Origin of the sequence: Saccharopolyspora terrae (assembly GCF_004348435.1) — a bacterium.
GTDB classification, from domain to species: Bacteria; Actinomycetota; Actinomycetes; order Mycobacteriales; family Pseudonocardiaceae; genus Saccharopolyspora; species Saccharopolyspora endophytica.
In genome coordinates, this window is record NZ_SMKS01000001.1 from 184,464 (window position 1) to 208,786 (window position 24,323).

Genomic DNA, 24,323 nt, shown 5'->3' on the forward strand with positions numbered 1-24,323 from the left:
CATGCGGCCAAGATCACCTCGATACGGTTGCAGAGCGGTGATATGAAACCGACACTGGTTTGCTCGTCCGTGCGGGTGGGTCCGAACCGATTCGCTTCCACATCCGCCCCTCCGCCCGGTACACACCTAGGAGCCGAAGGGTCGGTCTCCGATCGCCGACGTTGTCACCCGATCGCGCGAATTGAGACGCGGGGCGAGTCCAACCGGCATGATCGTTCCGTCAGATGACGACAGCGCGGACGGGAGGTGGTCGACGTGATCCGCAACAGGTACGCCGGGCAAGACCCGCACTCCGGTGGCGGTGACCTGCCGCAACCGCCCACGCCTCGCAGCCGTGAGGAAGTCGCCAACGGCACGGGCATGGCGGAGCTGCACGAGTCCATAGCGCGCCTGCTGGCCTCCCGCGGCCAGTGGCGGCAGGCGTACCACCACCTGCGGTCCGCGCTGGACATGATGTCCTCGGACAAGCCCGCGGTGCCCGAACAGCTGCGCAGCGAGGTCGAACTGCTGCGCAAGGAGCACGCCAAGGCCCGCGAGGAGAGCCTGCGCGACAGCCTCACCGCCAGCTACAACCGTCGCTATCTCGACGAACGACTCGCGGACCTGGTCACCGAGAACTCGATGACCGGCGAGGGCATGGCCGTGGCGCTGATCGACCTGGACTGGTTCAAGCTGGTCAACGACACCTACGGACACCTGTTCGGGGACCGGGTGCTGCAGCGCGTCGTGGACCTGCTGCAGGAAGCGCTGCCGGACGGCGCGTTCTGCGCCCGCTACGGCGGCGAGGAGTTCGTGCTGGTGCTGCCGCACATCCTGCCCAACTCGGGGGTGCAGGTCTGCGAAGCGGCCCGGCAGCGGGTGGAGCACTTCCCGTGGGAGACCATGGCGCCCGGCCTCGGCGTGACCATCAGCATCGGAGTCGTGCACGAGCAGGGAACCGGCGGGCACGTCTCGGGCGAGCAGCAGCTCATCTCCGCCGACGCGCTGCTGTACGCGGCGAAGCGGGCCGGCCGGAACGCCGTCGCGTACCGGAAGGGCGCGGAGGTCCGGTTGGCCGGGGCCGCTGCCGAGCGCGTCACCGAAGCGGGCAGGAGAGCCGCCGGTTACTGATGGCGATCAATCAAGGACACAGGGTGCTTTCAGCTTTCGCGCATACCGGTCATCTGGCTTAGCACGGTTAGTCGTAACAGACCAGTGAGCCAGTAGGATCGTGCACTGATTGTGAAGAAACTGTCGGCGCTATCGTCAGTTCGGGCGATCAGCCGTACTATCTTTGAGGCGCAACGCGATACATGTCGGGGAGTATCGAGCGCGTCAAGATCCGCAGAACGATGACTGAGGCAGGTTGGGAGGGAACACGCGTGCCGCAAGACCCCCGGCATGGCGACTTCGGGCACCGGCGTACCCGCCCCGACGAGGACGCCGATGCCACCGGTTCGGCAAGTGGTTCCGGACGTCGCCGACGAGCGTTGTCCGAGGACGGCACGGGTGGCACCCGCGTGATCGACCTGCTGTCCAAGCACGGCAAGGGCCCGGGCACCTCCGGCCACCGCCGCGCCGCTGAACCGCAGCCGCCGTCGGCACCTCAGCCTCAGCAGAAACCGCAGCAGAAACCTCCGCAGACCGGCCCGCGTCGGGCCGCTCCGCAGGCACCGCCGGAACCTCCGCAGGCGTGGACCTCGCCCGAGCCGACCGGCCGGCGCCCCCGGCAGGCACCGCCGAGCCGCCCGATGCCCACGCCGCCCGCTCCGCCGAACAACCCGGCACCCCCGGCCGGCTGGACGCCGCCGAGCACCGGCCCGCGGCCCGTGCAGCAGCCGCCGGCAGGCCCGGTCTCCCCGCCTTCCGGTCGCAACCAGCGACCCACCCCGCCACCGCCCGCCGCTCCGGGTGCCGCCGCCGCGTTCGCCGGTGGCGCCGCCGCACGTCCCGCCCGGCGCAGCCCCGAGCCGCCCGCTGACGAGGCCACCCGGATCAGCCAGGCGCTGAGCACCGACGCCCCGCAGCGCGTCTCACCCCCGTCCGGCCGCAACCCGCGCCCGAACCCCGCGCGCCCGCCCGCCGACATGGACGCCACCACGCAGCACCCGCGCGTGCCGGCGGCCCCGCAGCAGGAGCGGCCCGCGCAGCCCGCCAAACCCACTCCGCCGCCGGTCGAGCAGGCCGAGAAGACCGCGATCGTGGCGCCCGCCGACGGCTACTCCGAACTCGACGAGTTCGACGACGAAGCCGGCATCGCCGAGGACTTCGGCGACGACGACGATCGCAAGAACGACATCGAGCAGATCGACCTCACGCTCGCCCGCTTCTCCGCGGTGCACGACGAGATCGCCGCCGAGGAGGCCAAGCGCCGCAAGCGCTACGCGTGGCTCCCCGGCAACAAGAAGGAGCCCGAGCTCGGCAGCGACATGCCCTTCGACTTCCGCGACAACCGCGGTGGCGGGTCGCGCATGGAGTGGAAGAAGAAGCAGCGCAAACGCCGCACGCACCTGATCGTCATGGCCGTGGCGGTCGCCGCGTCGCTGACGGTGTTCCTGTCGCTGGGCTTCGCCTGGGGCGCGACCGCGCTGTTCGGCCCCTCGGCCGTGCTGGCGCTGGACCCGAACTCCTCCGACATCAAGGACGCCGCCGGGCAGGCGGGCGACCAGAACTTCCTCATGATCGGCTCCGACACCCGCGCCGGAGCCAGCGCGTCCGACGGCGTCGGCGACGAGACCGACGAGCCGGGCGCGCGCTCGGACACCACGATGGTCGCCCACATCCCCGCCGACCGGAGCCGGGTGGAGCTGGTGTCCTTCCCGCGCGACCTGCAGGTGGACCGGCCCGACTGCCAGCGCTGGGACCCCAAGACCGGCAAGTACAGCGACGAGATCGTCCCGGGCAAGAAGGGCGCGCGCCTCAACGAGGCGTACGCGGTCGGCGGCCCGCTGTGCACCACCAAGGTCATCCAGCAGGTCTCCGGCCTGCGGATGGACAGCTTCCTCGGCATCGACTTCAACGGCTTCAAGTCCATGGTCGACGCCGTGCACGGCGTCGAGATCTGCACCGAGAAGCCCGTCGTGGACTCCACGCTCGGCACGGTCATCCCCGAGGCCGGACGGCACAACCTCACCGGCGACCAGGCCCTGACCTACGTCCGCGCCCGGCACGTCAAGGGCGATCCGACCTCCGACTACGGCCGGATGCAGCGCCAGCAGATGTTCCTGTCGTCGCTGCTGCGCAAGACCATGTCCAGCCAGGTGCTGCTGGACCCGCGCAAGCTCAGCGACTTCGTCAAGGCCGTCAGCGCCAACACCTTCGGCGACAACATCGGCGCCGACCGGCTGATGGACCTGGGCCAGCAGCTGCAGGGCCTGGACCCGAACAAGGTCACCTTCGTGACGGTCCCGACCACCGGCTACGCCAACGAAGAGGGCATGGAGGTCCTGCGCGACGACGCCGCGAGGGCGCTGTTCCAGTCGATGATCGACGACGCGCCGGTGACCACCGACGGCGCTCCGCAGAAGGCCGCCCAGTCCACGCCGACCGGCGGGTCGGGCGGTTCCGGTGGTGCGGCCGGTGTCGGCCGGGTGCTGCACCAGCAGCCCGCGGAGCCGTCCCTGCCGGGCGACTCAACCGTGAACGCCGGGACCGAGATCTGCGGCTGACCTGCGGTTATCGCCGGCGTCGAGCTGGTCGATCACGGCGATTTCACCTCCGGTTCACCACAGGTCATTCTGTCCGATTCCGCGGGGAAGTACGCTGGGTGACATGCGCGAGGTCTACCAGGAACAACTAGGCATGCTCACCGACGTTCTCGCCTCGATGTCGGCGATGGTCGGCACGGCGATGGAGCGCGCCACCAAGTCGCTCCTGGAGACAGACCTGAGCCTGGCCGAGCAGGTCATCGACGAGGACGCACTGGTCGACGAGGCGCGGTCCCGGGCCGAGGAGTACGCCTTCGGGCTGCTGGCCCTGCAGGCCCCGGTGGCCGGTGACCTGCGCAGCGTCATCGCCACCATCCACGCCGCCGAGGACATGGAGCGGATGGGCGACCTCGCCCTGCACGTGGCCAAGGCAGCCCGGCGCCGGCACCCGAACGCGGTGCTGCCGGACGACGTCGCCGCCTACTTCGCCGAGATGGGCCGCATCGCCGTGAAGCTGGCCCACCAGGTCAGCACCGTGATCCGCACCCAGGACGTCGAGGCCGCCCGGCTGCTGGACGAGGTCGACGACGAGATGGACGACCTGCACCGCCACCTGTTCACCGTGCTGATGAGCCCGGACTGGGAGCACGGCGTGGCCACGGCGGTCGACGTGACGCTGCTGGGCCGCTTCTACGAGCGCTTCGCCGACCACGCGGTCGCGGTCGCTCGCCGGGTCGAGTTCATCGTGACCGGAAAGATGCCGTCCCGTTGATCGGTTTCCGCAGGCAGGTGACGATCTCGCGCGGAAAGTATTAATAGTCGGTCTCAGCACTCGATGTTGTGATCATCGTGTGCCATCCTCTTTCGAGTGAGAAGCGACCGAACTCGTACCGATGAGGTGCTCGGTGGGTAAGAGTCCGACCGTGCACCGACGTCGACTGGGAAGTGAACTGCGGCGCCTCCGCGAGATCGCCGGCCGCACGCACCGCGAGGTCGCCGCCCACCTGGACTGCTCGCAGGGCAAGATCAGCCAGATCGAGCTGGGCCGGGTACCGGTGCGCACCTCCGACGTGCGCCTGATGGCCGAGTTCTACGGCGCCGCGGGCGATCAGCTCGAAGCGCTCATCGACCTGGCCCAGGACTCCAAGCAGCGCGGCTGGTGGCAGCAGTACCCGAGCACGGCGGTGCGTCCCGGCCTGCAGACCTACCTCGGGCTGGAGACCTCGGCGAAGGCCGTCAGCTGCTTCGGCAGCGACCCGCTGCCCGAGCTGCTGCAGACCACCGACTACACGCGCGCCCTGCTGACCTCCGACTCCCGGGTGTTCACCGACGACGAGATCGCCGAACGCCTCAAGGTGGTCTCCACGCGCCAGCAGCGGCTGCTGGGCGAACAACCCCTGGAGCTGTGGGCGGTCCTCGACGAGTCGGCCCTGCGGCGCCGCGTGGGCGGTCCCGCCGTGATGCGGCAGCAGCTGGAGCACCTGGTGCTGCTGGGCTACCGCCGCAACGTCACCATCCAGGTCCTGCCGTTCAGCAAGGGCGGCCACCCGCTGATGGGCGACCGCGCAGCGGTGTTCTCCTTCACCAACGAGGCCGACCCCCAGGTCGTGCACCTCGGCGACTCCGCCAACTCCCGCTTCCTGGACAAAGCCGCGGACACGGCCGACTACCTCAAGGCCTTCGAGCAGGTCTGCACCAACGCCCTGAACCCCAAGGACTCCAGCGCCTTCATCTCCTCGGTTGCGGACGAGCTGCAGGTCTAAGACGCTGTGGTCTTTCTGCATGGCGGTGCGGGAAGCGGAACCTCAGACGCCTTCTGGCTCCGGGATCCGAGACTTGAGTATGGAACGGATACGCGGCGCTACGGCTGTCCTCGCCAGAAGACGTCTGAGAACCCGCGGCGGTGCGAGTTGCTCAGGTGGGGTGAGGAGAAAGCGACTTCGTCGCTTGCCTGACGTGAGAAGAGGACAAAAAATGCAGGGCTTCCCTTGGGAGGCCCTGCATTTCAAGTTTCCGGGGATCAGCCGAAGCGGCCGGAGATGTAGTCCTCGGTGGCCTTCTGGGTGGGGTTGGAGAAGATCTTGCCGGTTTCGTCGATCTCCACGAGCTGACCGGGCTCACCGACCGCGCGCAGGTTGAAGAACGCGGTCTGGTCGCTGACGCGGGCGGCCTGCTGCATGTTGTGGGTGACGATGACGATCGTGTAGTCCTGCTTGAGGTGCGAGATCAGGTCTTCGATCGCCAGGGTCGAGATCGGGTCCAGCGCGGAGCAGGGCTCGTCCATCAGCAGCACGTCGGGACGCACCGCGATGGCGCGGGCGATGCACAGGCGCTGCTGCTGACCGCCGGAGAGGCCGCCGCCCGGCTTGTTGAGCCGGTCCTTGACCTCTTCCCACAGGTTCGCGCCGCGCAGCGCCTGCTCGGCGACCTCGTCGAGGTGCGACTTGTTCTTCTCGCCCGCGAGCTTCAGCCCGGCCACCACGTTGTCCCGGATGGACATGGTGGGGAACGGGTTGGCCCGCTGGAAGACCATGCCGATGGTCTTGCGGACCTGCACCGGGTCGACGTTGTCGGCGTAGATGTCCTCGCCGTCGAGCATCACCTTGCCCTCGACGCGGGCACCCGGGATGACCTCGTGCATCCGGTTGAGCGACCGCAGCACGGTGGACTTGCCGCAACCGGAGGGACCGATGAACGCGGTGACGCTGCGGGCAGGCACCTGCAGGGTCACGTCCTGCACCGCGTGGAACTTGCCGTAGTGCAGGTTCAGGTCTTTGATGTCGAGACGCTTGGCCATGTCGAATGTCCCTACTTGGTCTTGATCGCGAAGATCTTGGACAGACCGGTCGCGGCAAGGTTGATCAGCATGATGACGATCACGAGGGTCAGCGCCGCTCCCCACATCCGGTACTCACCGGCGATGGTTCCGGTGCTGCGCTCCATGAAGATGGTCAGCGGCAGCGACGCCATTTCCCCGCGGAAGAGGTCGAAGTTGATCGCCGAGGAGTACCCGACCAGGATCAGCAGTGGTGCGGTCTCACCGAGCACGCGCGCCAGGCCGAGCATGACACCGGTGACGATGCCCGACAGCGCGGTCGGAAGCACGATCCGCACGATCGTCTTCCACTTCGGCAGGCCCAGCGCGTAGGCCGCCTCGCGCAGTTCGTTCGGCACGATCAGCAGCATCGTCTCGGTGACCCGGACGACGACCGGCAGCATCAGCAGCAGCAGCGACAGCGCCACCGCGAAACCGCTGCGGGTCATGCCGAAGGTGGTGATCCACAGCGCGTAGATGAACAGGCCGGCCACGATCGAGGGCAGACCGCTGAGGATGTCCACCATGAAGGTGGCGGCCTTGGCCAGCTTCGACTGCTGGCCGTACTCGACCAGGTAGACGGCGACCATCACGCCCAGCGGCACCGCGAAGACCAGGCAGACCAGGCCTTCGAAGACCGTGCCGACCAGCGCGTGGTAAACGCCGCCACCGAAGTCGGTGGGCAGCAGGCCCTTGAAGGAGTGCGACCACCAGTCGGCGCTGAGGACGGGCTTGAGCCCGCGTTCCAGCAGCGTCCACAGCACCCACAGCAGCGGGATGACCGCGATCACGAAGGCCGCCGCGAACAGGACGGTGGCCAGGTTGTCCTTGAACTTCCGGCCGAAGCCGATGCTCTGGAAGGCCGGCGCGGTTGCGAGCTGCTCCACGTCGGCAGCGTCGGTCCTCATGACTTCCCCTTAGCGCCGGCCGCACTCTCGATCCAGCGCGCGATCGCGTTGACTGCGAAGGTGATGATGAACAGCACCAGACCGGCCGAGATGTAGGCCCCGACCTGCAGGTTGTTGTTGAACTCCGCGGACCCGAGGGCGATCTTGGAGGCGAAGGTCGCCCCGCTGTCGAAGATGCTGTACCCGGGGGGCGCGGTGGTCGCGCTCAGGATGATGGTCAGCGCCATCGTCTCGCCCAGCGCGCGACCGAGGCCGAGCATCGAGCCGCCGACGAAGCCGTTGCGGCCGAAGGGCCACACCGTGGTCTTGATGACCTCCCAGCGGGTGGCGCCGAGCGCCAGCGCGCCTTCGATCTGCGCGTCCGGGGTGCGGGCGAAGACCTCGCGGGTCACACCGGTGATCGTCGGGATGATCATCACCGCGAGCACGATCCCGGCGGTGAACACGTTCGCCCCGGAGTCGACCTGGGCGATGTTGCCCTGGCCGAAGATCGGGATCCAGCCCAGCGTCTCGTTCAGCCAGTTCGACACCGGCTTGAGGAACGGCCCCAGCACCAGGAAGCCCCAGAGGCCGTAGACGACCGAGGGCACCGCGGCCAGCAGGTCGACGATGTAGGCGAACGGGCGGGCCAGGTTCTTCGGCGCGTAGCGGGTGAGGAACAGGGCGATCCCGCCGGACAGCGGCATCGCGATCACCAGCGCGACCACGGAGCTGGCGATGGTGATCCACGCGAGGTCGAAGATCCCGAAGCTCATGTTCGCCGGATCCCGGGTGTCCCACTCCCGGCTGAACAGGAAGTTCACGTGGTTCACCTGCAGCGCCGGAACCGCCCGGATGAGCAGGAAGATCGCGATGGCGGCGATCACCGCCACCACGAACGCACCGGACGCGGTGGCGAGTGAGGAGAACACCTTGTCGCCGACGCGGGAGGACTTGCCCGCTGTCTTCTCTGGAGCGGAAATGGGGGCCTCCGGTCCGGAACTGGGCGCCGAAACGCCCCGCTGGGCACCGGTGGTGCCCGCGGGGCGCGTGGCGGCTCTCGTCGAGTCGGTCACTGCTGTTTGCAGCCTCTCATCTAATCCGTTGGACCAGGGGCCCGCCCGGGGTGCGGGCGGGCCCGGTCACTCTCACGAGATGGCGTTGACGGCCTGGAGGACCTTGCCCTTGAAAGCCTCGGGCAGCGGGACGTAACCCGCCTTCTCCAGCTCCTGCGGGTTGGCGTTGGCCGCCACGGTCAGGAACGCCTTGACCGCCTTGGCGGTCTCCGGGTCGTAGCCCTTCGAGCAGACGATCTCGTAGGTGTTCAGGACGATCGGGTAGACGCCCGCGGACTTGTTGCCGTAGATCGACTCGAGGTCGACCTTCAGGTCGTTGCCCTGGCCCTCGATCTTGGCGCCCTCGATGGCCTTGCCGACGTTGGCGGTGTTGAGCTCGACCGGGCCGGCGCCGCTGTCGATCTTGGCGATGCCCAGGCCCAGGTTCTTCGGGAAGGACCACTCGACGTAGGTGAAGCCGCCCTCGGTGGCCTTGACCGACTGCGCGACCTGGTCGGAGCCGTCACGACCCTGGCCGACGCCCTGCCCGCCCTGGAAGGTCTTGCCCTCACCGGCGAACGCGCCACCGGTGGCGGTCTTGAGGTACTTCTGGAAGTTCTCGGTGGTGCCCGACTCGTCCGAGCGGAAGAACGGAACGATGTCGATCGACGGCAGCTGCGCGTTGGGGTTCAACGCCTTGACCGCCGGGTCGTCCCACTTCTTGATCTCACCCTTGAAGATCTTGGCGATCACGTCGGGGTTGAGGGTCAGGTCGGAGACGCCGGGGATGTTGTAGGACATCGCGACGGGACCGAACACCATCGGGACGTTCCAGGCCGGGTTGCCCTGGCAGCGCTCGGCGGCCTTGGCGACCTCGCCCTTCTCCTCCTTCAGCGGGGAGTCGGAACCACCGAAGTCGACCTGGCCGGCGGTGAAGGCGGCGACGCCCTTGCCGGATCCGGACTTGGTGTAGTTCACCGTCTGGTTGGCGCACTTGAGGCCGTAGTCGCGCGCGAAGACGTCGACCGCGTTCTTCTGCGCCGACGAGCCCTCACCGGAGATCGGCTTGGTGCCGCACTCGACCTGCAGGCCGTCGAGAGCCGGGTTGCCACCGCCCTGCGGGACGTTCTGGTCCGAGCCGCAGCCGGCGAGCACGAGCGCGCCCGCGGCGACGACGGCCAACGCAGCGCTGTGCCGCTTGATTCTCACTTCGTTCCTCCACCCAAGGGACAAACTGCGGGGCGCGGCCGAGCCGCGCAGGCTCGTGCTTCATGCCGCTTGGGGCTGACGCTAAGCAGCGCGGATGGACTGCCTTCGCCATCCAAGTGAACGCGAAGTGAACAAGGCACGCTTAGTAAGCGGGGACACACCCCAACGGGCGAGAGGGAGGTGGATCTTCCGCTCGCACCGTGACTCACAGCATTCTCGGCTCAGCGTCCGAATTGCACGTCGCTGTCCCACTTGGCGAAGCCCAACCGCTGGTAGACCTTCACCGCCGGAACGTTGTCGGCTTCGACGTAGAGGATGACGCGACTACGCCCGGTATCACGGAGGTGACGGAGGCCGACCACGGTCAGTGACCTCCCCAAGCCACCGCCTTGCGCGTGCGGGTCGACACCGACGACGTAGACCTCACCGGTCCCGTCGGGGTGCACCTTCGTCCAGTGGAACCCCAGGAGCTCGCCGGAGGGGTCGACCGCCAGGAAGAAGCCCCCCGGGTCGAACCAGTCCTCCTTCTCCTTGGCGCGCACGTCCGCCTCGGTCATGTCGCCCTGCTCCGGGTGCCAGACGAACGCGCGGTGGTTGACCCGGACCACGTCGGCCTCGTCCTTCCCGGGCCGGAAGGTGCGGATGGTCACGCCCTCCGGCGGCTGCGCCTCGGGCAGCTCCGGCTCGGCCAGCTCGCGGCCCATCCGCCACAGCTCGCGCGGCCGGTGGAAGCCGTAGCGCTCGGACAGCCGCAGCGCGCCCGGGTGCTCGCCGTGCGACCAGATCCGCAGCCGTCCGGTGTCGGCGTCGGGCTCAGCACCCAGATCGGCGCGCTCCAGCAGCGCCTCGACGAGCCGGGTGCCCGCACCCAGCCTCCGGTGCTCGGGGTGGACGGCGAGCTCGGCGACCAGCTGGCCCGCACCGGCCTCGTGCTCGGTGTCCAGGTGCGCGTAACCGGTCAGCACGCCGCCGGAATCGCGGACGATGAAGTGCTCGGACCGCACGTCGGCCTGCACCGGCTCGATCTGGTGGACGACGTCGCGGTGGGCCTTGAGCCGCAGGATCACGTGCTCGCCGACCGGAGCGACACCGTCGGCCTTCTCGGTCTCGGCGAGCAGGCCAATCACCTCGGCCGTCTCGCTGTCGTCCAGTCCATTACGCCAAGTCAGCTGCACACCCACGACCCTACCCACGCGCACGCGACGAAGCCCCCGATCTTCAAGATCGAGGGCTTCGCGGTTGATCTCGCGGTTACGCGTTGATGCTCCGGAAGTCCGCCGACTCCACGGCCTCCGCCGCAGCGGACTCGGCCTCCGCGACCTCGGCGGCCAGCGGGGAGGTCGAACCCCCGCGGTTCGGGCGGACGAACTTGTAGCCCACGTTGCGCACGGTGCCGATCATCGAGTCGTGCTCCGGGCCGAGCTTGGCGCGCAAGCGCCGGACGTGCACGTCGACGGTGCGGGTGCCGCCGAAGAAGTCGTAGCCCCAGACCTCCTGCAGCAGCTGGGCGCGGGTGAACACACGGCCCGCGTGACCGGCCAGGTACTTCAGCAGCTCGAACTCCTTGTAGGTCAGTTCGAGCGCCCGGCCGCGCAGCCGGGCGGTGTAGGTGGCCTCCTCGATGACCAGGTCGCCGACGCTCAGCGAACCGTCGCCGGTGGAGGAGGACTCGGTGCGGCGGGACACCAGCAGGCGCAGCCGGGCGTCGATCTCGGCCGGCCCGGTGGTCGGCAGCAGGATGTCGTCGACCCCCCACTCGGCGTTGACGGTCACCAGACCGCCCTCGTTGACCAGGGCGACCACCGGGGCATCACCGGCGGCGAGCAGGCGACACAGGTCGCGGGCGCCGGCGAGGTCGGTGCGGGCGTCGACGACGACCACGTCGTGCGCTCCACCCGACAGGATCGCCCCAGGGTCTGCGGGCAGGACTCGCACCCGGTGCGGCAGCAGTGCCAGCGACGGAAGGACCTCGTCGCAATCGGATTCACTGGTCAGCAGGAGCAGTTCGGAGCTCATCTGGGGCCTCCATCTCCAGGCGAGAACGACCGACGGCCGTGAACCGGCCATCACCCGCAGTCATCGGATGACTTGGCGTCGTTGCCTGTGGATGGCAAGGAGAATAACCGACATGCGGCGGAAAAACCCAGGTCCAACCGAGGGCATCACATTTGTGAACAGCAGCGCACCGCATGTTTCGCGGGTGTTTCGAGATCGCCCGGTCACGTTGCGCGCCGAAGACGGCACCCGGCTGCGCGGCGTTCTGCATCCCGGCCCGGGGCTGCCGGCGCCGCTGGGTTTCGTCGTCGGCCACGGCTTCACCAACCACATCCGCAAGCCCAGCGTGCGCGGCGTCCTGGAACGGCTCGCCACGCACGGGCCGGTGCTGGCGACGGACTTCCGCGGTCACGGCCGCTCCGGCGGCCGGACCACCGTCGGCCCGAACGAGGCCATGGACGTCGACGTCGCCGTCGCGCACCTGCGCGCGGCCGGGTGCGCGCGCGTCGTGACGGTCGGCTTCTCCCTCGGCGGATCGGTCGTGCTCCGGCAAGCGGCGCTGGGGACCCCGCCGGAAGCGGTGATCTCGGTGAGCAGCCCGGCGCGCTGGTTCGTGCGCGACACCCCCGCGATGCGCAGGGTCCACTGGCTGCTCGAACAACCCCACGGGCGGTTGAGCGCCCGCCTGCTCGGCGTGCGGCTGGCCGGTCCGTGGCCCCGGGTTCCGGTGTCGCCGATCGAGCTCGCCACCCGCATCGAGGTGCCGCAGCTGATCGTGCACGGTGCCGAGGATCACTACTTCCCACCGGCCGACGCGCGCGCCCTCAGCGAGGCGGGCGGAGCGGAGTTCTGGCTGGTCGAGGGCATGCGGCACGCTGAGAGCTCGACCACCCCGGAGCTGCTGGACCGGATCGCGGCGTGGGCGGTCGATACAGTGGGACGGCCCGATCGAGCCCGGTCGGGCTCCCGGCGCCCCGACAGAACGGAACGCGCGGAGTGAAGAAGCTCGCGATCACCCTCGTCCTCGTCATCGGCCTCCTGGTCGCCGCCGACTTCGGCTCGGCCGCGTTCGCCGAGTACCAGGTGTCGAAGAAGGTCGCCCAGCAGCTCAAGCTGCCGGAGCAGCCCGAAGTCTCGATCAACGGCTTCCCGTTCCTGACCCAGGTCGCCGCGGGCAACTACCGCGACGTGCAGCTGGTGGCCAACTCGGTGCCGGTCGAGCCGTTCAACGAGGTGGGCATCGAGGCCGACCTGCACGGCGTGAAGGTCGCGACCTCGGAGGTCATCGCGGGTACCGCCGAGCAGTTCACCGTCGACCAGCTGGTGGGCCGGGTGAAGCTGAAGGCCTCCGACGTCGCGCGCCTGATCGGCATCCAGGACCTGACCATCGAACCCGCGGCCCCGGACGCGCTCGCCGACGACGACGGCAACATCAGCGAGTCCGACAAGCGGCTGGCCGAGGGCGGCGACGACCAGCGCGCCCCGGTGCAGCTCGACGGCACCGTCAACATCGCGGGCTCGGACAACAAGGTCCGGGTGATCGCGGTGCTGTCGCTGGTCAACGGCAAGATGGAGATCGAGCCGCGCAAGCTGGAGCTGAACAACAGCGCGCTGGGACCGATCGACCTGCCGCCGATCTTCGAGCAGTCGGTGCTCAAGCAGTTCAACACCACCCTCGACCCGGGGATGCTGCCCTTCGAGGTGCAGCCCACGGCGGTGCGCGCCGAGCGCGGCGCGCTGGTCATCGAGGGCACCGCGGAGAACGTCACGATCAACGGCAACGGGGTGACCACGGGATGAGCCCAGGTGTGATCGCACTGCTGATCGTCGTGCCGGTGGCCCTCGTGCTCGGGCTGATCTGGCAGGCCAGGCAGGGCAAGGTGCGCAAGAGCGGCGGCGAGGAGAACGTGACCGACAACGTCCCGGACGGGCTCAAGCAGCGGCTCGCCGACGCCCCCGAACCCGACGCGAAGGTGACGCTGCTGCAGCTGTCGACCACCTTCTGCCAGCCGTGCCGGCACGCCCGCATCCTGCTGGCCGACTTCGCGGGCAAGACCAGCGACGTCCGCCACGTCGAGGTCGACCTCACCGACCACCCCGAGTGGTCCACGCCGCTGCGCGTCCACAGCACACCGACGACCCTGGTCCTGGACCACGCGGGCCGTGAGCTGTTCCGCGTCGGCGGCGTCCCCCGCCCGCAGGCCCTCTCCGAGGCCATCCAGCCGCACCTGTGACGCGCCCCCGCGCGAAGTGAGCGGAACGGCTTAACCCGTCCCACTGTATGAACGTTCTTCCCGGCGATCGGTCTGTCCGGGTAACCTCCGACTCGTGCATGTACTGCTGACCCGAAGGCGCGCGGTTGATCTCTGCCGCGTGGGTAGCAGCCTGTGTTGAAGGCACTGACCGGGCGGTAGTACGCGTTCCAAGCACGGCCTCGTCATGCCCTCATGACCCTCGCCGGCGCGCGCCCTCCGCCTGACGGACTCGGCAGACCCAGTCCACATCGTCAGGAGGCCCTCGAAACATGTCTGTCACGACGCTCGACCCACGCGGGGTCAGGTTCACCGCAGCGATGACCAGCGTGATCCTCGCGTTGGGCCTGGTCACCACGAGCTGGCGTGTCATGGCGGCCCAGATGGTTCTGTTCGGTCTGTGCGCGTTCATCGGAATGCAGCTCAACCCGTGGGGCGCGCTGTACCGGACCACCGTGCAGCCCAAGCTCGCACCGGTCGCGCCGGAAGAGCGCGAGGACCCCGCACCCGTTCGCTTCTCGCAAGGAGTGGGCTTCGTCTTCGCCCTCGTGGCCACCATCGGCTACGCGGCGGACCTGACCGCTCTCGGCATCGCGGCAAACGCCTTAGCCCTGGTGGCGGCACTGCTCAACGCGGTGTTCGGCTACTGCCTCGGATGCCAGATGTACCTGGTGCTCCGCCGGTTCGCGCCGGCCGGGGCGTCCACAACCGACTGACCAAGTTCGAAGATCAACGAAGGAGTCGCTCGATGAGCCGCGCAGAGGTCCTGGTCTCCACCGAGTGGGCCGAAGAGAACCTGAACACCGCCGGGGTGGTGTTCGCCGAGGTGGACGAGGACACCACCGCTTACGACGGCGGCCACATCCCCGGGGCCATCAAGCTGGACTGGAAGAAGGACCTGCAGGACCCGGTCCGTCGTGACTTCGTCGACCGCGAGGGCTTCGAGAAGCTGCTGTCCGCCAAGGGCATCGGCAACGACGACACCGTGGTGCTCTACGGCGGCAACAACAACTGGTTCGCCGCCTACGCCTACTGGTACTTCAAGCTCTACGGCCACAGCGACGTCAAGCTGATCGACGGTGGCCGCAAGAAGTGGGAGCTCGACGGCCGCGAGCTGACCAAGGACGAGCCGACCAAGGCCGCGACCACCTACAAGGCCCAGGAGCCGGACACCTCGATCCGCGCCTTCCGGGACGAGGTCGTCGACGCCATCGGCACCAAGAACCTGGTCGACGTGCGCTCGCCCGACGAGTTCTCCGGCAAGCTGCTGGCCCCGGCGCACCTGCCGCAGGAGGCCGCGCAGCGCGGTGGCCACATCCCCAGCGCGATCAACGTGCCGTGGAGCAAGGCCGCGAACGAGGACGGCACCTTCCGCTCCGACGAGGAGCTCAAGGAGATCTACGGCGAGGCCGGGCTGGACACCAGCAAGGACACCATCGCCTACTGCCGCATCGGCGAGCGCTCCTCGCACACCTGGTTCGTGCTGCGCGAGCTGCTCGGCCACCAGAACGTGAAGAACTACGACGGTTCCTGGACCGAGTACGGCTCGCTGATCGGCGTGCCGATCGAGAACCCGTCCGGCGCCTGATCACCCCGGTAACACCGAGCAAGGAGTTTGTGTCATGAGTGGATGCGGAGCGCCGCAGCAGTCGGCAACCGCGGTCGACGAGGCCACTGACCAGGTCGTCGTGGCCGGCAAGGTGCGGGCCGGGGAGTCGCCCGTCGGCGGGGCTTTCGTCCGCCTGCTGGACTCCTCCGGCGAGTTCACCGCCGAGGTCGTCACCTCCGAGGAGGGCGACTTCCGGTTCTACGCGGCTCCGGGTGACTGGACCGTCCGCGCGCTGCACCGCAGCGGCAAGGGCGAGTCCACGGTCTCCCCGACGGGCACCGGAGTCCACGCCGTGGACATCGCGGTCGCCTGACCTGCGCGAGCGGAAGGGCCGGCACCTCCCGAGGTGCCGGCCCTTCTGCTGTCTCAGACCTTGCGGGAGCGCAGCAGCGCGAAGGCCCGCTCGTCGCGGTCCGGGGTCCGGGGATCCGAGTCCTCCTGGCAGCCGACCGTGGTGAAGTCGACGACGTCCCAGCCGGTCCGGTCGAAGATCCGGCGGAGCCCGGTCTCGCTGAAGATCCAGAAGTTGGTGGCGTCGTTGTTGGCCTCGGCCGGGTCCAGCAGGTAGGCGACGGGCTGGTCGGCGATGCGCGTGCCGTCCGGGGTGACCTGGGCGATGCGGGTCGAGACGAAGCACAGCTCCGCGCGCTCGGCCAGGCGCTCCAGCACCAGGAACGGGTTCTTCAGGTGGTAGAGCAGGCCGAGGAAGAACACCGCGCCGTAGCGCTCGGCGGGTAGCCGGAACTGGGCGTCCAGGTCGATCTCGTGCACCTGCGCGCGCGACGGCAGCTCCTCGACCAGGCGCCGGGCGCCGCGCAGGCCGTTGAAGTTGGTGGGCGCGTTGTCGATCAGGTCGACCTCGCAGCCCAGCTCGTCCTCCAGGAAGAACCCGAAATCACCGTCGGCGGCACCGATGTCGGCGATGCGGGTCCCCGCGATGCTGTCGAACACCTGCCGCTGCGGCCCGCTGAGCAGGGCGTCCAGGTGGAAGATGTTGGCCATCGTGTCGTACGGGTACCAACCGAAGTCGGCCGGCGTGATCTTGTCCTTGCGGGCCAGCAGCTCCTCGCGGTAGGCCAGCGCGCGCTCGCGCAGCGTCTCGAAGTCCATGTGATCCTCGTCCCGGCTCTGACGTTCCTGGTGTTCAGCGGCCTGTTCCCGCCGCTCACCACGCCGATCATGCCGCACGCCACACTCCGCCGGGACGTCGCCGTGGTTATCCTTCATCCGTGGAACTCCTCGACTTTCTGCACTACGGCCTCGTCACGCTCGTCGGACTCGCTGCGGTCGCGACCATCTGGTTCGCCTTCTACGTCGTGTACCGCCTGTACAACGACTGATGACGGCCTCGTTGTAGCCTCGATGCGATGACTGCAACGCCGAACGAACCGCAGCCGGGCAGCGGCGATGCCGCAGTTGCCGCGGCGGCGGAACGAGCCAAGATCACCCGGGAACGCAACGTCCCGGAGTTCGACGACCTCCCGGGCGAGGGCGACACCGCGAACCTGCGGCTGGGCCCCTCGCTCGATGACGCCTGCCTGTCGCTGCTGCCGCTGGTCGGCGTGTGGCGCGGCGAGGGCGAGGCTTCGCACCCGTCGCTGGAGGAGACCTTCCGGTTCATCCAGCAGGTGACGATCTCGCACGACGGTCGCCCGTTCCTCATGTACTCCAGCCGCGCGTGGCGGCTGGACGGCGAGGGCGGCAACGTCGTGGCACCCGCGTTCCGCGAGACCGGCTTCCTGCGCCCGCAGCCCGACGACACCATCGAGCTCATGCTGATGCACTCGACGGGCGTCTCGGAGCTGTTCATCGGGCAGCCGCGCAACACCACGACCTGGGAGTTCGGCACCGACGCAGTGCTGCGCACCCCCACGGGCGAGGACGTCACGGCCGCCAGCCGCCTCTACGGCGTCGTCGACGGAGCCCTCGCCTACGTGGAAGAGCGAGCGACCTCGGAGCACGAACTGCAGCCGCGCCTCTCAGCCAAGCTCGACCGAGTCGCGGGCTGACCGACGTCAGGCAAGCGCCGAAGGCGCTTCCTCAGTGCCCCACCTGAGCAACTCGCACCGCCGCGGGTTCTCAGACGTCTTCTGGCGAGGACAGCCGTAGCGCCGCGTATCCGTTCATACTCAAGTCTCGGATCCCGGAGCCAGAAGACGTCTGAGGTTCCGCCACCCGCACCGCTGAGCAGGTGAAGCGAGGTTCAGTAGTTCGACTCGTAGAGGTTGACGATCTCGTTGTGCAGCGCGTCGTCGGCCTTGACCGAGGTGCCGTTGATGGCGCGGACCTGGGTCAGGCGGCGGATGCTGGAGGCGAGCCAGACGCCGTCGGAATCGAAGAGCGCCGAGGTGGGGAAGTCGACCACCTCGGTCTCCCAGCCCGCCTGCTCGGCCGCGCGGAACAGCGCGCCCTGGGTGGTGCCCGCCAGGACGCCCGAGGCGGGTGGCGTGGTCAGCAGCTTGCGGCCCTGGGCCAGCACGACCGTCGAGGTCGGGCCCTCCAGCACGGTGCCCTCGCTGGCGGTGAAGATGACGTCGTCGGCACCGCGCTCCTCGGCCTCGCGAAGCGCGGCCATGTTCACCGCGTACGACAGCGTCTTGGCCGACAGCAGCAGCCACGGGGCCCTGTCCATCAGGTCCGGCGCGTAGCCGCGGTCCAGGGTCACGACCTCGACCCCGCTGTCGCGCTTGCGCTTGGTGTCGGGGCCGACGTCCATGCCCATCGCGAACCCGTGCGGCGTGCCGTCCCCACCGTCGATGCCCCGGGTGCAGACGAGCTTCAGGCCCATCTCCGGCTCGGAATCCCACGGCCAGGCGTCGATGACGGCCTGCCCGGCGCGCTCCCAGGCCGCGCGCTCGGGAAGCGGCATCTGCAGCAGCCGCGCGGACCTCTCCATGCGGTCGAGGTGCGGCCCGAGCTCGCGCGGCTCGCGGTCGACGACCAGGATCGTCTCGAAGCAGCCGTCACCTCGCATCACACCGAGGTCATCGGCCCGGAACAGCGGAGCTTCGGGATCGGCGAGGGTCCCGTCCAAAAGTGCCAGTACGCGCATGCCGGAAGGGTAGAGCGTCCAGATCCGGGAGTCGGCCCGGAGGTTACGATCGAGGTGGGTTTCCCATCCGAGCGCGTCGAGCACGGGAGCGGGCATTGAGCGACCAGGGATCGCTGCGCAGCACTCTGCACCAACGGGGCATGCGCATGACGCCGCAGCGCCAGCTGGTGCTCGACGCTGTGCGCGAGCTGGGCCACGCCACGCCGGAGCAGGCCTGCAAGAAGGTGCAGGAGATCGCTCCGACGATCAACATCACCACCATCTACCGGGCGCTCGACCTGCTCGAACAGCTCGGGCTGGTGCGGCACACCCACCTCGGCCACGGTGCGCCGACCTACTCCGCCGAGGAGCACGAGCACGTCCACCTCGCGTGCCACCGCTGCGGCCGGATCGACGAGGTGGCCATCGAGACGATGGACGAGCTGGCCGACAAGCTGCGCGCCGAGCACGGCTTCGCCCTCGACGCGACGCACCTGGCGCTGTCCGGCACCTGCCGGGAATGCCAGGCCGCCGACATCGGCTGAACCCGGTGTCGCACGAGCACGACTCAAGGAGCGTTGAATGAGTTCACCCACGCTGGATCTGCCGGGCGCGGTGCCCGCGCCGGAGGACTCGGTGGACCGCGGCGTTCCCTGGCACTTCGGCGACCCGTTCGCCGAGCAGCGCTCGGCAGCGCGTTCGGCCGTCCTGGTGGACCGCTCGCACCGAGAGGTCATCGCGGTTCCGGGCGAGGAGCGGCTGAGCTGGTTGCACCTGGTGCTCTCGCAACACCTCACGGAACTGCCCGACGGGCAGGGCACCGAAGCGCTCGTGCTCGACACCCACGGCCGCGTGGACAGCCACATGCTGGTCGCCCACCACGAGGGCGTGGTGTACCTGGACACCGACGCGCCCTCGGAGGTCACCAGCGCGCTGCCGACGATCGGCGTGAACGGCAGGCAGTCGCTGCCGGAATACCTGGAAGCGATGCGGTTCTGGTCGAAGGTCGAGCCGCGCGACGCCACCTCGGAGTTCGCGGTGCTGACCGCGATGGGCCCGGACGCCGGCGGCATCCTCGCCGGGTTCACCGAGGTCCCCTCCGGCCCCTACGAGGTGCGCGGACTGCCGGGCGGCGGGTTCGTGCGCAACGTGCCGTTCCGCGCGCTGCAGACCTACGACCTGCTGGTTCCGCGCGAATCGCTGGTGGACTGGTGGCTGAAGCTCACCGACGCGGGCATCCGCCCGTCGGGCACGATGGCGTTCGAGGCGCTGCGCGTGGAGGCGTTGCGGCCCCGGGTCGGGATGGACACCGACGACCGCGCGATCCCGCACGAGCTGGGCTGGATCCACCTCGCCGCGCACGTGGCCAAGGGCTGCTACCGCGGCCAGGAGACGGTCGCGAAGGTCCACAACGTCGGCAAGCCCCCGCGCCGGATGGTGCTGCTGCACCTGGACGGTTCGGTGGAGGTCTCGCCGGAGATCGGCGACCCGGTGTTCCACGGCGACCGCAAGGTCGGCCGGGTGGGCAGCGTCGTGCAGCACCACGAGCTCGGGCCGGTGGCGCTGGCGCTGCTCAAGCGCACCGCTCCGGTGGACGGTGAGCTGATGGCCGGTGATCCGGAGGAGGACCGCGCGGTGGCCGCGGCGGTGGACCCGGACTCGGTGCCGCCGGACAGCGGTGAGCCGCCCGGCCGGGTGGCCGCCGACCGCCTCCGCGGCCGGTGAGCGGTTAGTTTCGGTAACGGTCCTCAAGTTCTGCGCGCCAAGTGACGTCGGTGTTTGACAGGGCCGGTATGCCTTGAGGCATGCCGGTCGCCCGATCAGGGGTCGTTTCGAACACCGAGGAACGCTGATCGAACGCTCGGCGTCACACTGTTGTCGTAACGACATCACCCGAACTGTTGGCGAGCTCGACCGAATTGCCGGAGGATGGCCACGTGATCGAAGTCCGCCCGGGTGGACGGCGCCGTATCGACAGGGTCCTGTCCCCGGACTACACCAGTGGCATCGAACAACACGTGCTGGGTGACGTGCGCGCGTTGCGGGACGAGGCCGCCCAGGAGGAGACGGACCTGTCCTACCTGCGACGGGTGCTGCACGCGCGCATCGACATCGTGCGCGCCGAGCAGCGGCGCCGGCGCGAGGACGGTTCGCGGTCCGTGGTCGAGCAGCTGGTGAACATCCTGTCCGACAACGCGGTCGGCCCGGCCACCGGTTCGGGCCGCTACCAGACCACCGAGCCCTCGCGGGCCGAGGCGCACCGCAGGCACGTGGAAGCGCTGGTCTCGGACGTGGACCTCTCCGACGTCATGTCGCTGTCCGATGAGAAACTGGACCGGGCGCTGAGCGCCTACACCGCCGAGGAGGACTCGGTCTCGCAGCGCCGCCGCGAGGTTCAGCAGGTCGTGGATCGACTCAACGCAGAGATCGCCCGCCGCTACCGGGAAGGCGCCGCGTCGGTGGATGACCTTCTGGCAGAGGAGCGAGACCGGCGTTGATCCCACCTGTTCCACTCGTCGAGATCGTCCGAAGTGGACTTCGGGAAGGTGTGCACCACGCTTCGGCGGTGGTGATCGACCCGGACGGTGCGCCCCTGATGACGCGGGGTGACGCGACCGCTCCGATGTACCCGCGCTCGTCGCTCAAGCCCGCGCAGGCGGCCGGGATGCTGCGCTGCGGGCTCGAACTCCCCTCCGCCGACCTGGCGCTCGCCGCCGCTTCGCACAGCGGCGAGCAGGACCACATCGCTCGCGTCTCCGAGATGCTGGAGCGGTTCTCGCTCACCGAGGACGACCTGCGCTGCCCGCCGGACCTGCCGCTGGGCCAGGCCGCGCGCCGGGGCGTCTCGGAGGAGCGGCGGATCACCATGAACTGCTCCGGCAAGCACGCCGCGATGCTCGCCACCTGCGTGATCAACGGCTGGTCCACTGCGGACTACCTGGATCCGAAGCACCCGCTGCAGGTCGCGATCGCCGACACCGTCGTGGACCTGGCCGACGAGCCGCTGGCCAACACCGCGGTCGACGGCTGCGGCGCCCCGCTGTTCGCGATCTCGCTGACCGGCCTGGCCCGGGTGTTCCAGCAGCTGGTCAACACCCCGGTCGGGCAGGCGATGCACGAGCACCCGTGGCTGGTCTCGGGCACCGGCCGCGAGGACGTCCGACTGATGGGTGCGGTCCCGGGGCTGATCAGCAAGATCGGCGCGGAGGGCGTCTTCGCCTTCGCCCTGCCCGACGGCCGCGCCGCGGCGATCAAGATCGCCGACGGCGGTGACCGCGCCCGGCTGCCGATCGCGGTCGGCATCCTGTCGGCCCTGGGCGTCACGGGCCTGGACGACCTCGCCGAGGAGCCGGTCTACGGCGGAGGCCACCCCGTCGGCTCGGTCCGCCTCATCCCGAACGCCCTGGCCTGACCTCTCCCGATCTCCTCGGGTGAACACTTCTCACCAGCACCTTGCCCGCGATATGCTCATATTTCGGAACAGATATCCCACATTTCGGGACGGTGAGCATGAGCGGGCAGGACACCTACACGCACGGGCACCACGAGAGCGTGCTGCGGTCGCACCAGTGGCGGACGGCTGAGAACTCGGCCGCGTACCTGCTCGGCGACCTCCGTCCCGGCGCCCAGGTGCTCGACGTCGGCTGCGGTCCGGGAACGATCACCCTCGACTTCGCCGAACGGGTCGCGCCGGGCCAGGTGCTGGGCATCGACAACGTCGAAGAACCGCTGGCGATCTCGCGCGCCGCCGCGGCCGAGCGCGGGGTGGACAACGCCCGGTTCGAGGTCGCCGACGTCTACCGCCTGCCCCACGCCGACGACACCTTCGACGTCGTCCACGCCCACCAGGTCCTGCAGCACCTCACCGACCCCGTCGCCGCGCTCCGCGAGATGCGTCGCGTGTGCAAGCCCGGCGGGGTCGTCGCCGCCCGCGACGCCGACTACGGCGGCATGCGCTGGTCACCGGATCACCCGGGGATGGACCGCTGGCTGGATCTCTACCGCGCGGTCGCCTGCAGCAACGACGCCTACCCCGACGGCGGCAAGCTCCTCAAGACCTGGGCCCTGCAGGCCGGTTTCAGCGATGTCGAGTGCACCGCCTCGGCCTGGTGCTTCGCCACGCCCGAGGAACGCGCCTGGTGGGGCGACCTCTGGGCGGACCGCATCCGCCAGTCCTCCTTCGCCGACCAGGCCATCACCCACGGCCTGACCACCCGAGAAGAACTGGAGACCCTGGCTCAGGCCTGGCACGCCTGGCGTGACGCCGAGTCCGGCTGGTTCGCCGTCCTCAACGGGGAGATCCGCTGCCGCCCCTGACCCATCACCCCGCGCGGGTACCCGATTTCAGTGGAAATCAGGTTCCCGATTTCAGTGGAAGTCCGAACCCTGATTTCCACTGAAATCGGGACGAGCACCCGCGCGGGGTGACCTCAGGAGCACTGATCGAGCGGGGATCAGTTGTGGTGTTCGCGGGCGGCGAACTCGGACCAGAAGTCTCGGAGCTGCTCGTAGCGGGTGGCGACCTCTTCCGCGTCGTCGGCCTCCATGGCGTCGACGATGGCGTGGACGTCCTCGGCAGAGGTGTCGGCGTCGAGGTCCGACTGGTTCATCAGCTGGACGAGGCCGCCGTAGTCGAGCTCGACGGCGCTGTGCGGGTGGAAGCGCTCCAGCCAGCGCCCGGTCTCCTTGAGGATCCGGGTCGGACCGTCGTCGCCGATCGACTGCTTCGACACCGAGTGCGCACGAGCCACCCGGCGGCGGGCGTCGGCCATCGCGACCCGCCAGCAGACGCGGCGGCGATCGGGCTCGGTGAACACGCAGCGCTCGGTCGGATCCACCACGACGAACCACGGCAGCGGAACGGTCCAGGTCGACGACAGCACGTGCACGGCGCCGCCGGAGAGCTCGCTGACCACCGCGCCGGCGCGGGTGCGGGCCTTGTCCACCGACTCCGGCAGAGCCGCCGTCCGCAACGGGATCTCCGCGTCACCCAGGAACCCCACCAGGGCCGCCGCAGCGCGCCCGTGCACGTCCAACGGGCACACCAGCGGTCCCGGGCCGACCGTGGCGGCCGGAGCGGTGGGCACGTCCTCAGGGTCCAGCACGAGGACACCGCCCACGCCTTGGACCTCGCCGTCGGCGTTCTCGCCCGGCAGCAACCTCGGGGGCGCGGCGAGCTGACTGCGCAGCCACAGGTGCTGCTCCCACAGCCCCGCGTCGAACGGGTCCACGGACCCGCGCTCCACCGCGGCGTCGACTTCCTCGCGCAGCGGTGATTCGAACGACGACAGGGGCTCGTAAACCCTCAGATAGGCGACGAACGGCTCTGGCACAGCGAGCATGGTGTCATGCCCCCGACGAGCCGGTTCGCGCGACTCACGGCCCTCCGCGAGCCGCCCCGAGTCGTTGATCGAATCGGGCGAGGGCGACGTCACCCAAGACACGGCGGCCAACTCCTGGCACCACGTCGCGTTGAACCGCCTCGACACGGTACGGTAGTTACAGGAAAAGTTGTCGAGATCATGCGGGGCCGGCTTTCCCCTGTCCGCCCCGCACACCCTGTGCGAGGGGGTCGAGCCATGGGGCGCGGCCGGGCTAAGGCCAAGCAGACGAAGGTGGCCCGCGAGCTTAAGTACAGTTCCCCGTCCATGGACATAGAGGCGTTGCAGCGAGAGCTGTCGACCTCGGAGTCCGGCGAGTGGTCCAGCGAAGACCGCGATGACTCGCACGACGACGGGTACGACGACTACGACTACGGTCGACGTTGACGCACTCCTCCGGTGAGAACGGCGGTTTGAACGCTGTTCGTTCGACGGCGGAGTGCGTCGCTTAGCTCGCAGGACC

27 protein-coding genes are annotated in these 24,323 nt (G+C 69.2%); 18 read left to right on the plus strand and 9 right to left on the minus strand.

What is annotated here, in order from left to right; translation table 11 throughout:
- Positions 1-255: 255 nt before the first annotated feature.
- The 4 genes from E1181_RS01000 to E1181_RS01015 all read left to right on the plus strand — a co-directional run bounded on the left by E1181_RS01000 (position 256) and on the right by E1181_RS01015 (position 5,389).
- The gene (locus E1181_RS01000; RefSeq protein WP_408008932.1) at positions 256-1,110 is read left to right on the plus strand and encodes a GGDEF domain-containing protein; all 855 of its coding nucleotides are present in this window, start codon (positions 256-258) and stop codon (positions 1,108-1,110) included.
- A gap of 251 nt (positions 1,111-1,361) precedes the next feature.
- Positions 1,362-3,647 carry an LCP family protein gene (locus tag E1181_RS01005; protein WP_235875605.1) on the plus strand — a complete coding sequence of 762 codons (2,286 nt, stop codon included), beginning with the start codon at positions 1,362-1,364 and terminating at the stop codon, positions 3,645-3,647.
- Positions 3,648-3,750: 103 nt separating this feature from the next.
- A complete protein-coding gene (gene phoU, locus E1181_RS01010; protein ID WP_132621699.1) occupies positions 3,751-4,398 on the plus strand; it encodes a phosphate signaling complex protein PhoU in 648 nt (215 codons plus the stop codon).
- 133 nt (positions 4,399-4,531) lie between these two features.
- Positions 4,532-5,389, plus strand: a complete 858-nt coding sequence (locus E1181_RS01015; RefSeq protein WP_235875608.1) for a helix-turn-helix domain-containing protein — start codon at positions 4,532-4,534, stop codon at positions 5,387-5,389.
- Positions 5,390-5,646: 257 nt separating this feature from the next.
- Here E1181_RS01015 and pstB read toward each other — a convergent pair whose 3' ends face one another.
- The 6 genes from pstB to E1181_RS01045 all read right to left on the minus strand — a co-directional run bounded on the left by pstB (position 5,647) and on the right by E1181_RS01045 (position 11,608).
- Positions 5,647-6,423, minus strand: coding sequence for a phosphate ABC transporter ATP-binding protein PstB (gene pstB, locus E1181_RS01020; RefSeq protein ID WP_132621701.1), 777 nt, complete (start codon positions 6,421-6,423; stop codon positions 5,647-5,649).
- 11 nt (positions 6,424-6,434) lie between these two features.
- Positions 6,435-7,349, minus strand: coding sequence for a phosphate ABC transporter permease PstA (pstA, locus tag E1181_RS01025; RefSeq protein ID WP_132671929.1), 915 nt, complete (start codon positions 7,347-7,349; stop codon positions 6,435-6,437).
- Positions 7,346-8,311 (minus strand): phosphate ABC transporter permease subunit PstC, encoded by a 966-nt coding sequence (pstC, locus tag E1181_RS01030; protein ID WP_235875686.1) that lies wholly within the window; start codon positions 8,309-8,311, stop codon positions 7,346-7,348. The genes pstA and pstC overlap by 4 nt, the downstream gene beginning before the upstream one ends.
- A 165-nt stretch (positions 8,312-8,476) precedes the next feature.
- Complete coding sequence (gene pstS / locus E1181_RS01035; RefSeq protein ID WP_132671931.1) at positions 8,477-9,592, minus strand: phosphate ABC transporter substrate-binding protein PstS; 1,116 nt, start codon at positions 9,590-9,592, stop codon at positions 8,477-8,479.
- 221 nt (positions 9,593-9,813) lie between these two features.
- Positions 9,814-10,761: a mycothiol synthase gene (gene mshD / locus E1181_RS01040; RefSeq protein ID WP_268952419.1), complete on the minus strand. Its 948-nt coding sequence runs from the start codon at positions 10,759-10,761 to the stop codon at positions 9,814-9,816.
- Positions 10,762-10,843: 82 nt separating this feature from the next.
- Complete coding sequence (locus E1181_RS01045) at positions 10,844-11,608, minus strand: winged helix-turn-helix transcriptional regulator (RefSeq protein WP_132671933.1); 765 nt, start codon at positions 11,606-11,608, stop codon at positions 10,844-10,846.
- A 184-nt stretch (positions 11,609-11,792) separates the two neighbouring features.
- Between E1181_RS01045 and E1181_RS01050 the strand changes: the two genes are divergently transcribed.
- From E1181_RS01050 to E1181_RS01075, 7 genes are all read left to right on the plus strand, one after another.
- Complete coding sequence (locus E1181_RS01050) at positions 11,793-12,587, plus strand: alpha/beta hydrolase (protein ID WP_235875610.1); 795 nt, start codon at positions 11,793-11,795, stop codon at positions 12,585-12,587.
- On the plus strand, positions 12,584-13,387 hold the full coding sequence (locus tag E1181_RS01055; RefSeq protein ID WP_132671935.1) for an LmeA family phospholipid-binding protein: 804 nt from the start codon (positions 12,584-12,586) through the stop codon (positions 13,385-13,387). Before E1181_RS01050 ends, E1181_RS01055 begins: the two co-directional genes overlap by 4 nt.
- Positions 13,384-13,821 (plus strand): TlpA family protein disulfide reductase, encoded by a 438-nt coding sequence (locus tag E1181_RS01060; protein ID WP_132671936.1) that lies wholly within the window; start codon positions 13,384-13,386, stop codon positions 13,819-13,821. The genes E1181_RS01055 and E1181_RS01060 overlap by 4 nt, the downstream gene beginning before the upstream one ends.
- A 94-nt stretch (positions 13,822-13,915) precedes the next feature.
- Positions 13,916-13,981: a putative leader peptide gene (locus E1181_RS32820; RefSeq protein ID WP_363786369.1), complete on the plus strand. Its 66-nt coding sequence runs from the start codon at positions 13,916-13,918 to the stop codon at positions 13,979-13,981.
- A 130-nt stretch (positions 13,982-14,111) separates the two neighbouring features.
- Positions 14,112-14,555, plus strand: coding sequence for a DUF4395 domain-containing protein (locus E1181_RS01065; protein ID WP_132671937.1), 444 nt, complete (start codon positions 14,112-14,114; stop codon positions 14,553-14,555).
- 32 nt (positions 14,556-14,587) lie between these two features.
- Positions 14,588-15,427, plus strand: a complete 840-nt coding sequence (locus E1181_RS01070; protein WP_132671938.1) for a sulfurtransferase — start codon at positions 14,588-14,590, stop codon at positions 15,425-15,427.
- 34 nt (positions 15,428-15,461) lie between these two features.
- Positions 15,462-15,761 carry a DUF1416 domain-containing protein gene (locus tag E1181_RS01075; protein WP_132671939.1) on the plus strand — a complete coding sequence of 100 codons (300 nt, stop codon included), beginning with the start codon at positions 15,462-15,464 and terminating at the stop codon, positions 15,759-15,761.
- A 53-nt stretch (positions 15,762-15,814) separates the two neighbouring features.
- Here E1181_RS01075 and E1181_RS01080 read toward each other — a convergent pair whose 3' ends face one another.
- Positions 15,815-16,558 carry a class I SAM-dependent methyltransferase gene (locus E1181_RS01080; protein ID WP_132671940.1) on the minus strand — a complete coding sequence of 248 codons (744 nt, stop codon included), beginning with the start codon at positions 16,556-16,558 and terminating at the stop codon, positions 15,815-15,817.
- Positions 16,559-16,815: 257 nt separating this feature from the next.
- Here E1181_RS01080 and E1181_RS01085 point away from each other — a divergent pair, with 257 nt between their 5' ends.
- Positions 16,816-17,457 carry an FABP family protein gene (locus E1181_RS01085; protein ID WP_132671941.1) on the plus strand — a complete coding sequence of 214 codons (642 nt, stop codon included), beginning with the start codon at positions 16,816-16,818 and terminating at the stop codon, positions 17,455-17,457.
- A gap of 194 nt (positions 17,458-17,651) precedes the next feature.
- Here E1181_RS01085 and E1181_RS01090 read toward each other — a convergent pair whose 3' ends face one another.
- Positions 17,652-18,500 carry an aminodeoxychorismate lyase gene (locus E1181_RS01090; protein ID WP_132671942.1) on the minus strand — a complete coding sequence of 283 codons (849 nt, stop codon included), beginning with the start codon at positions 18,498-18,500 and terminating at the stop codon, positions 17,652-17,654.
- Between the two features lie 95 nt (positions 18,501-18,595).
- On the opposite strand from E1181_RS01090, the gene E1181_RS01095 reads away from it, so the two are divergent.
- From E1181_RS01095 to E1181_RS01115, 5 genes are all read left to right on the plus strand, one after another.
- Positions 18,596-19,024 carry a Fur family transcriptional regulator gene (locus E1181_RS01095; protein WP_246536093.1) on the plus strand — a complete coding sequence of 143 codons (429 nt, stop codon included), beginning with the start codon at positions 18,596-18,598 and terminating at the stop codon, positions 19,022-19,024.
- Between the two features lie 37 nt (positions 19,025-19,061).
- Entirely contained in the window at positions 19,062-20,204 is a 1,143-nt protein-coding gene (ygfZ, locus tag E1181_RS01100) for a CAF17-like 4Fe-4S cluster assembly/insertion protein YgfZ (protein ID WP_132671943.1), read from the plus strand.
- Positions 20,205-20,416: 212 nt separating this feature from the next.
- Positions 20,417-20,977, plus strand: coding sequence for an RsiG family protein (locus E1181_RS01105; protein WP_132671944.1), 561 nt, complete (start codon positions 20,417-20,419; stop codon positions 20,975-20,977).
- Positions 20,974-21,891 carry an asparaginase gene (locus E1181_RS01110; protein ID WP_132671945.1) on the plus strand — a complete coding sequence of 306 codons (918 nt, stop codon included), beginning with the start codon at positions 20,974-20,976 and terminating at the stop codon, positions 21,889-21,891. Before E1181_RS01105 ends, E1181_RS01110 begins: the two co-directional genes overlap by 4 nt.
- Before the next feature lie 98 nt (positions 21,892-21,989).
- Positions 21,990-22,796, plus strand: a complete 807-nt coding sequence (locus E1181_RS01115; RefSeq protein WP_132671946.1) for a methyltransferase domain-containing protein — start codon at positions 21,990-21,992, stop codon at positions 22,794-22,796.
- A gap of 137 nt (positions 22,797-22,933) precedes the next feature.
- Here E1181_RS01115 and E1181_RS01120 read toward each other — a convergent pair whose 3' ends face one another.
- Complete coding sequence (locus E1181_RS01120; RefSeq protein ID WP_132671947.1) at positions 22,934-23,812, minus strand: hypothetical protein; 879 nt, start codon at positions 23,810-23,812, stop codon at positions 22,934-22,936.
- A gap of 246 nt (positions 23,813-24,058) precedes the next feature.
- Between E1181_RS01120 and E1181_RS01125 the strand changes: the two genes are divergently transcribed.
- Positions 24,059-24,247 carry a DUF3073 domain-containing protein gene (locus E1181_RS01125; RefSeq protein WP_093419982.1) on the plus strand — a complete coding sequence of 63 codons (189 nt, stop codon included), beginning with the start codon at positions 24,059-24,061 and terminating at the stop codon, positions 24,245-24,247.
- Positions 24,248-24,323 lie beyond the last annotated feature (76 nt).